We start from the raw sequence: 7,983 nt of genomic DNA on the forward strand, positions 1-7,983 counted from the left end.
CACCTCTTCCCCGGTGGGCGTCCCGCGCGGCTCTCGGCCGAGCGCCCGTGCCGTACGAGCGGGAGTGCTCCTGCGCACGGGCGGACACGGCCCTGGGCGGGACCGCGTTCGCTTCACGAGCCCGGGCCGGCACGGCGGCGGGCTCTCAGGGGAGGGCGGGAACCCGGCACGGACCGCTCCCCGGGCGGCTCCGTGCGGCTGCGGGCGCTCCGCTCTCCCTACGGGTGATGCAGGTAGGGACTGTCTATTGCCGTGCCGGTCGGCGGTCAAGGAGGTACGCGATAAATCTTGCGCTTACTGAGCAAATGCCACAGATGACCTTGTTTGCCATGGTTTTCCGGGCCGTAGGGAAACGCTTCCCGACATCGCGGCGTTGTGCGGGGTTCAACCGGTGTTCGCCGCGGCGCGCGAAGGTGTGCGGCGCAGGGGCGTGTCCACGAAGTCCCGTCGTCCGCCCGCAGGGCAGGCGGGACTTCGCGGACCCGCTCTGGGACAGGGCACACCGAACCCGCCGTCCAGGAGATGACATGCCGCTCACCCGCAGAGACTTCGCCAAGCGCTCCGCCGCCGGTGCAGGCGTCGCACTGACCGGCAGCGTAGGCGTCCTGGCCACCGCGCCCGGCGCCATCGGACAGGAGGTCCCGGAAACGGACGTGGCCGCCCCGGCCGCCGGCACACGACGGCGCGCCCCCGGATACGGGCCGCTCCTCCCGGACCCGGCGGGCATCCTCGCCCTGCCCGCCGGATTCACGTACCGGATCATCACCCGGACCGGCGTCACCAAGCTGGAGAGCGGCGAATCCACCCCCTCCAACCACGACGGCACCGCCGCCTTCGAGGGCCCGCGCGGCACCACCCTGCTCGTCAACAACCACGAGCTGAAGGGGCCGCGCGCCAAGTGGCCGCACCCCGTACCGCTCGCCGAGGGCCTGGTCTACGACCCGGCGGCGGCCGGCGGCTGCACCGTCGTCGAGGTCTCCCGGGACGGCACGCCCGTCGGCGAACGCGTCGGCATCGCCGGCACCTCCACCAACTGCGCGGGCGGGCGCACCCCCTGGGGCACCTGGCTGACCTGCGAGGAGACCGAGGACAAGGCCGGCCAGAACGGCATGACCAAGGACCACGGCTACGTCTTCGAAGTCGACCCCCAGGCCCCGCACGACCCGCACGGCCCCCGCGCCGCCCGCGCCCCCCGCCCCATCAAGGCGCTGGGCCGCTACGCCCACGAAGCCGTCGTCGTCGACCCCAAGCGCGGCCACCTCTACCTCACCGAGGACGCCGACCGCCCCAACGGCCTCTTCTACCGCTGGACCCCGCCGCACGGCTTCGAGCACGGCCGCGGACGGCTGCGCGGCCTCGCCGACGACGCGGGCGTGCTGGCCGCGCCCCGCTGCTACGACTCCGGCGGCCGGTTCGTCGACGACCTCTCCCGCGCGACGAGGACCGGCACGGTCTACGGCGTCGACTGGGCGGAGGTCCCCGACCGCGACGCCCGCACCACCCCCGTACGCAAACAGTTCCCCGACGGGGAGATCACCCGCGCCCGCAAGCTCGAAGGCATGTGGTGGGCCGATGGCGGCGCCTACCTCGTCTCCTCCTTCGCCCGCGAGGAGAGCCCGGTCCGCCACGACGGCCAGGTCTGGTTCTACGACCCGCGCCGCCGCACCCTGACCCTCAAGGTGCTGCTCGGCGTCAACCCCGCCCCCGGCGAGGACGGCGCCTTCGACGGCCCCGACAACATCACCGTCTCCCCGTACGGCGGGCTGATCATCGCCGAGGACGGGGAGGGCGTCCAGCACCTCTTCGGCGCCACGGACGACGGCCGTACGTACCCCATCGCCCGCAACGATCTCAACATCGGCACCGCCGGCGCCCCCGCGTACAGCGAGTTCACCGGCCCGGTCTTCTCGCCCGACGGCCACACCCTGTTCGCCAACATCCAGGAACCGGGGATCATGCTGGCGATCAGGGGGCCGTGGCGGCGGCAGCGGTGACCGCCGCGCGGTCGTAGGACGTATGGGGCGGGGCGTGCTCGGCGGGTACGGCCGGGCGTACTCGCCGGGTACGTACGTGGCCGGCGCGCCCCGCCAGGAATCCCCACCGGAGCGCGCACGTTGCACCAGGTGTGAGCACGCGGCGCAGTACGACGACACAAACAGCCGAGGAGCGGGCGGCCGGGGCCGGGGGCTCGTCCCGCGACTCCGGCGACCCGACCGGCCGCCTCCGGACCACCCCCTTCTCCCTCCTCGACCGCTCCCGCACCCGCCAGGGCCACCCGGAAGCCGAGGCGCTCCGCGACACGGTGGCCCTGGCGCAGCACGCCGAAGCGCTCGGCTACCACCGCTTCTGGGTCTCCGAGCACCACAGCGTGCCGGGCGTCGCCGGTTCGGCACCGACCGTGCTCGCCGCCGCGGTCGCCGCCGCGACCTCCCGCATCCGGGTCGGCACGGGCGGCGTCATGCTGCCCAACCACCGCCCGCTGGTCGTCGCCGAACAGTTCGGGGTGCTGGAATCCCTCTTCCCCGGCCGTATCGACATGGGCCTCGGCCGGTCCGTCGGCTTCACCGACGGCATCCGCCGCGCCCTCGGCACCGACAAGGACGCCGCCGAGTCCTTCGCCTCCCAGCTCGCCGAACTGACCGCCTACTTCACCGACGGCCCGCGCCCCCACCCACAGGTGCACGCCCGCCCGGCGGAAGGCCTGCGCGTCCCCGCGTTCGTCCTGGCCACCGGCGCGGGCGCGGACATCGCCGCCCGCGCGGGCCTGGCCCTGGTCATCGGCGACCTGCGCGGCCGCGAAGCGATGCGGGCCGCCATCGACCGCTACCGCGCCGCCTTCGAGCCCTCCCCGCTCTGGCCCCACCCGTACGTCATCGTCTCCGGCACGGTCGCCGTGGCCGAAACCCGCGAGGCGGCCCGCGACCTGCTGCTCCCCGAAGCCTGGTCGATGGCCTACTCCCGCACCCACGGCGTCTTCCCGCCCCTGGAACCAGCCGAAACGATCACCGCCCGCGAACCGTCCATGCCTCCGAAGGCCCGCGCCTACTACGATTCCGCCCTCACCGGCCACATCCACGGCACAGAAACAGAGGTCGCCGCCGAACTCGACGCCCTGCTCACCTCCACCGCCGCCGACGAATTCCTGGTGACGACCAGCACGTACGACCGGACGGGGTTGCTGGAGTCGTATGAGCGGCTGGCTCGGGTGGTGGGGGTGGCCCGATCGGGTCGGGGAGCGGCGTAGGCAGTCGCGAACTCTTGGGGAATGGCCGTGATCGAAGCAGTCGTGTTCGACATAGGAGAGACCCTCGTCAGCGACGAGCGGTACTGGCGCGACTGGGCGGACTGGCTCGACGTACCGCGGCACACCCTGTCCGCCCTCGTCGGGGCGGTGGTCGCCCAGGGCCGAGACAACGCGGACGCCATCCGCCTGCTGCGGCCCGGCATCGGCATCGGTGCCGAGTACCGGGCGCGGGAAGCGGCCGGGCGGGGCGAGCGCATCGACGAGGCCGACCTGTATCCGGATGTGCGGCCCGCGTTGTCCGCACTGCGTGAGGCCGGGGTCCGGGTCCTCGTCGCGGGGAACCAGACCGTCCGGGCCGGTGCGCTGCTGCGTGGCCTGGAGCTGCCCGCCGACGCCGTCGCGACATCGGGCGACTGGGGGGTTGCCAAGCCCCGGCCCGAGTTCTTCGGGAAGGTCATCGCCCTCGCCGGCACCGCCCCCGAGCGCATCCTGTACGTAGGCGATCACCCGGCCGACGACATCGAGCCCGCACACGCCGCGGGCCTGCGGACGGCACACATACGCCGTGGCGCGTACGGACACCTGTGGGCCGGCACCCCGGAAGCCGCCCTGGCCGACTGGCACATCGACGGCTTGGCCGAGCTGTCGGCCCTCGTCGGGGCGTGAGCCGACCGGCGGGAAGCTGCTCACGGATGCGGGCCGGCCAACGCGCCCACCGTCTCCAGCGCCAGCCGCCACGGATAGCCGTCCAACTGCTCACCACCGGTGCCGGGCGCATGCGGCTCCCAGGCGCCCGGCCCGTACAGCACCCGCACCCCCAGCTCGCGCAGTACCCGCACCGACCGCCGGGTGGCCGGGTGCGCGTCCAGCGCCGTCGACCAGAACGGCAGCGCGACCACCGGCAGCCCGAGCCCCACCGCCTCGGTGAGCAGACCGAGCGCGTACGTGTCGGCGATGCCCGCCGCCCACTTGTTCACGGAGTTCATCGTCATGGGCGCCACGATCACCGCATCCGCCGGTGGATTGCGCTTCTCCTCACCGGACCGGCGCCAGTCACTCCGCACAGCCCGCCCGGAAGCGGCCTCCACCCCGGGCACGTCGATGAACGCGCCGGCCTCGGCCGCGGGCGTGGCGATGACGCACACGTCCCAGCCTTCGGTGACGGCGGCTTCGATCAGCCGGATGACCTGGGAGGCGGGGCCGGCGGCGCAGACGATGATGTAGAGCACCCGTGGCGTGCTCATACGGGTACCTGCGCCCGGTTCGCCAGCGCGCGGAGCCAGGGAGCGCGTCCGGCGCGGTCACGTTGCAGCAGTTCTCCGATCAGTTCCCGCGTCACAGAACGAGACCGTACCTCCTCCGGCGCGGCATGCTCTGCGGCCAGCAGCGCGCGAGCCGCCGATTCCGTACGGCCGCAGACGTGCAAAGCGCGCGCTACGTCCGACCAGTACGTTGCTCGTCTCTCGGCCACCGCGAGCTGTGCGGGGATCACGGTCCGTGCCGCTTGCAGGGCGTGCCCGGCGTCGCCGAGCGCGAGGGCGATGGACAGCCGGTGCAGCGCTACGTTGTTCGCTCCGAACGCGGTCCACTGACGGTTTGTCGCCTCTTGCAGCAACGCGGAGGTACGTGCGGCTTCGTCGAGCAACTCCGCTGCCGCATCCCGGTCCTCGCCCAGCGCGGCAGCCCACGCTCCGCGCAGCAGCAGCGCGCCGAAAACCGCGACGTTGTCGGGTTCCGACCTGGACACCCGCCCGCTGAGACGGTCGACACCTGTTACCGCCACGCGCACCGCCTGCCTTCGGTGGCCGACGGCGGCGACGGCGTGGGTCAAAATCCGGTATGCCGAAGCGATCGCCGCCGGGGCCTCGGTCCGCCGGGCGGCTGTCGCCGCCTTTTCGGCCGCGATCCAGGCCGATGCCGCGTCGTCGTACTTGAGGAGCAGGGTTGCTGCCACGTGGTAAACATGGACCGCGAGCAGGTCCATGGCCTGCTGCTCGGGCAGCGCGGTTCCGGAACACTCGAACCGGGCCAGCAGAGCGGGCAACTGCCGCGTGAGCCGCGCGTAGCCACATGCCTGAACGAGCCGCTTGGCTTCTGCGATGTCCCGGCGCAGCGACTCGACGTTGCCCGGCTCCTGCGCGTTCACCGTGCCGGTGAGGACGTCCCGGATGCCGTCCAGCGGGTCGGAGCCGAGGACGTAAAGCACATCGTCGGGGCCGGTGGGGATCGCTGCCGAGCCGACCACGGCAAGAGAGCGGGACACGAAAGTCCGCCGCCGCATCTCCCCTTCGTCCTGGGGAGGCGCGAAAATGCCGTTCGCCTCCATAGGCAGAGGCCGTACGCGGCGCCGGAAGCCGAGAGCTTCAGGCGGGCTTCCGAAGAGAGCTGTGAGTACGGTCCGTGTCGTGGGGTGGGGCCATCCTGGGGTGTGGGACTCCCACCGCCGTACTTGGCGCACCGTCACTGTCGCATCGAGGCCCAGCTCGAACGCCTTGTCCTGGAAAGCAATGACGAACTCGTCCTGGGTGTGCAGGCCCGCCCTGATACGGGCCCTGACAAGAAGCGGGTTTCCCGGCGGGCCTGGCATGGCGTACCTCCGCGTGTTGCGTCTCGGCTCAGAGTAAGGGCGCGGAGGGGCCGCCAGGACGCGGATGTCCTGGCAAATGTCCTCAGGCATTGCCTCCTGCGTTGCCTCGTACTGGAGCGGTGGCTGCGGTGTTCTTGGCAGCATGACGATTCCCACGAAGAGCAGTGCCTCTGCTTCCCTCCCCGACTGGATTCCCCGTGGAGCGGGACTGCGTGTGGTGCGTGATGTGGCCGCGCTCGGGGTGGACGTGGTGTGGCTGGGGCGGCCGGTGGGGGAGCAGGTGTTGAGGCGACTGGGTGGAAGGTCCGGGGCGGTCATCGAGGACCACCGGTGCACGGTCGGGATGTGCTGGTTGGTGCCCGCCGGGACGGCTGGTGGGGTGTGGTTGCCGTTGTGGGGGGATGCGGGGGTGGGCACTGCCCTGTATGTGCCGGGGTTGGAGATGCGTAATGAGCGGTTGTGGTGGCGGGTACGGCCGGACGCTGGGGCGTTGGTCACGAGCCCGGTGACCCTGCGGGCGGCTGTCATCGCGGTGGAGGGCGCCTTGTGATCGGGTGCGCGGACTGCGGTTCCGTACGGAACGTGACTGTCATCGGCACCGTGCATACGGCCAGTGGCGGCGGGGCCGATGTCGGGCTGTGCGGGGGGTGCGACGAGAGGCGGAGGAGACGGGCCGGGGGCGGTACCCGCCTGCGCGGGGTCACCCCAGGTGGAGGTCAGGTTGTCAGAGTGCCGCGCCGCCCGGTTTGACCGTGCCGCGGACGGTGCGGGAGTCGACGAGTTCGGCCGTGGCGGTGATTTCCCGTTCGCCGGCGGAGTGGCGGATGAATCTGGCCATCATGATGCCCGTGGGCGGCTCGGAGTGGGTGGGGTCGGAGCGGACCGGTTCTTCGCCGGTCCGGACGTCGAGCAGGGGCGGTTATGCCGAAGAGTCGCGCTCCTGCACCGACGAAATTCATAGCAAAGCGCCCCATCAGTCCGGCCGTCAGGAGAACAGCGCGCGGTAGGTCTGGTAGCCGGAACCGTAACCAGGGGCGCCGCGACGAACTCATTCACATGATTTTCCGGCGCCCAGGTAAATTCATCGGGAAGGGGGTGGCATCGGAAGGCATTCCGAAGCTGCTCGCGAAAGCGCTGAGCTAAGGAAAGGTTGTCGGTACGCAGGGTGGAGGCCGGCCGATCTATGAGACCGTATTCAATGGCAGGGTCCATCGAGTCGCCATCTCGGTGGGCGACAACGGTTTCATAATTGGGGCGAATCCGGCATGAGTGAGCAAGAGGAACCTCGTCATCTTCTGGTGCAGGCACGGGGAGATGACTCACCCCTGTTCACTTCGACCGCGGACTTCTACGCGGATGCTCCGGATGACTTCACGATCGGTGTGCCGATGGGTGATCCGGCCCTGGGCTTCTCGGAGGGCCTGGCACGCGACCTCGCCTCTTGGAATGCCGTCCGTCTGCCGGAAGGTTCCACCGCCAAAGCCGCACTGCGCAAACACGTCAAGACCGGCCTCGGACTTGCCCAGTCCGTGGCGCGGCACCTGGGGCCGAAGTGGGTCGTGCGCTACTGGGACGCGCGGCACGGCACGGCGAAGTTCGTGTGCTGGGGGTGCTCACGCCTGCACTGGACCCTGGAGTCGCACGGCACGCCACCGCATCCCCTTCACATAACCATGATGGCCGAGTTCCACTGGGGGCCTTTCCGCGCGGAGGGGTTCGGTGACTTCATGCCGGACGACCCCGCGGCTGCCCTCGGTCTGCCCGACGATCTGGTGGACGACCTGTATGCCTGGGCCATCGACTTCGATGCCGAGTTGAATTGGTACGTGGCGGAGCGCGACGAAGAAGGTCATGCCGCTCAGCGCATCGAGTTGGAAAGCAGGGGCGAGGAGTTGGCTCATCGGGTCGCCCGTTCACTGCAACCGGGGCGGACGGTGATATACGCCGGCCTTGCCTGATGCCTCTCCGCAAGACGGCTTCTGCGGTTGTTGAGCTGCGGATGCCGTCCTGCCGGGCTGCCAGTTCCCGGGATGCCGGAGCGCTGAGCCGAGTGCGGCTGCTGCCGGTGTGAAATGGCTGGGCCAAGGGAGTGGTGGGGGGCGGTGGCAGTGTGGCGCGGGCCCACAAGATCGTGACGGCGCGGAGGGCGCAT

6 protein-coding genes are annotated in these 7,983 nt (G+C 71.0%); 4 read left to right on the forward strand and 2 right to left on the reverse strand.

Annotated features, from left to right (window positions below; translation table 11 throughout):
* Nucleotides 1-527: 527 nt before the first annotated feature.
* From ACFV57_RS32090 to ACFV57_RS32100, 3 genes are all read left to right on the forward strand, one after another.
* Nucleotides 528-1,994, forward strand: coding sequence for an alkaline phosphatase PhoX (locus ACFV57_RS32090; RefSeq protein WP_385239404.1), 1,467 nt, complete (start codon nt 528-530; stop codon nt 1,992-1,994).
* A 131-nt stretch (nt 1,995-2,125) separates the two neighbouring features.
* On the forward strand, nt 2,126-3,244 hold the full coding sequence (locus ACFV57_RS32095; RefSeq protein WP_385239406.1) for an LLM class flavin-dependent oxidoreductase: 1,119 nt from the start codon (nt 2,126-2,128) through the stop codon (nt 3,242-3,244).
* A 27-nt stretch (nt 3,245-3,271) separates the two neighbouring features.
* Entirely contained in the window at nt 3,272-3,910 is a 639-nt protein-coding gene (locus ACFV57_RS32100) for an HAD family hydrolase (RefSeq protein ID WP_385239407.1), read from the forward strand.
* A gap of 20 nt (nt 3,911-3,930) precedes the next feature.
* On the opposite strand, the gene ACFV57_RS32105 is transcribed toward ACFV57_RS32100, so the two are convergent.
* Together ACFV57_RS32105 and ACFV57_RS32110 are read right to left on the reverse strand one after the other, a co-directional pair.
* Entirely contained in the window at nt 3,931-4,488 is a 558-nt protein-coding gene (locus tag ACFV57_RS32105; RefSeq protein WP_385239409.1) for a flavoprotein, read from the reverse strand.
* Complete coding sequence (locus tag ACFV57_RS32110) at nt 4,485-5,570, reverse strand: hypothetical protein (protein WP_385239411.1); 1,086 nt, start codon at nt 5,568-5,570, stop codon at nt 4,485-4,487. Before ACFV57_RS32110 ends, ACFV57_RS32105 begins: the two co-directional genes overlap by 4 nt.
* A gap of 1,526 nt (nt 5,571-7,096) precedes the next feature.
* Here ACFV57_RS32110 and ACFV57_RS32115 point away from each other — a divergent pair.
* Nucleotides 7,097-7,789 carry a hypothetical protein gene (locus ACFV57_RS32115; protein ID WP_385239413.1) on the forward strand — a complete coding sequence of 231 codons (693 nt, stop codon included), beginning with the start codon at nt 7,097-7,099 and terminating at the stop codon, nt 7,787-7,789.
* The last annotated feature ends 194 nt before the right edge of the window (nt 7,790-7,983 follow it).

It is taken from the genome of Streptomyces sp. NPDC059788, from assembly GCF_042732265.1.
GTDB lineage: Bacteria > Actinomycetota > Actinomycetes > Streptomycetales > Streptomycetaceae > Streptomyces.

Excerpts from the sequence above, each read along its gene's own strand:
- ACFV57_RS32090 (WP_385239404.1), top strand. The coding sequence starts at position 528 with ATGCCGCTCACCCGCAGAGACTTCGCCAAGCGCTCCGCCGCCGGTGCA.
- ACFV57_RS32105 (WP_385239409.1), bottom strand. The coding sequence starts at position 4,488 with ATGAGCACGCCACGGGTGCTCTACATCATCGTCTGCGCCGCCGGCCCC.
- ACFV57_RS32110 (WP_385239411.1), bottom strand. The coding sequence starts at position 5,570 with ATGGAGGCGAACGGCATTTTCGCGCCTCCCCAGGACGAAGGGGAGATG.
- ACFV57_RS32115 (WP_385239413.1), top strand. The coding sequence starts at position 7,097 with ATGAGTGAGCAAGAGGAACCTCGTCATCTTCTGGTGCAGGCACGGGGA.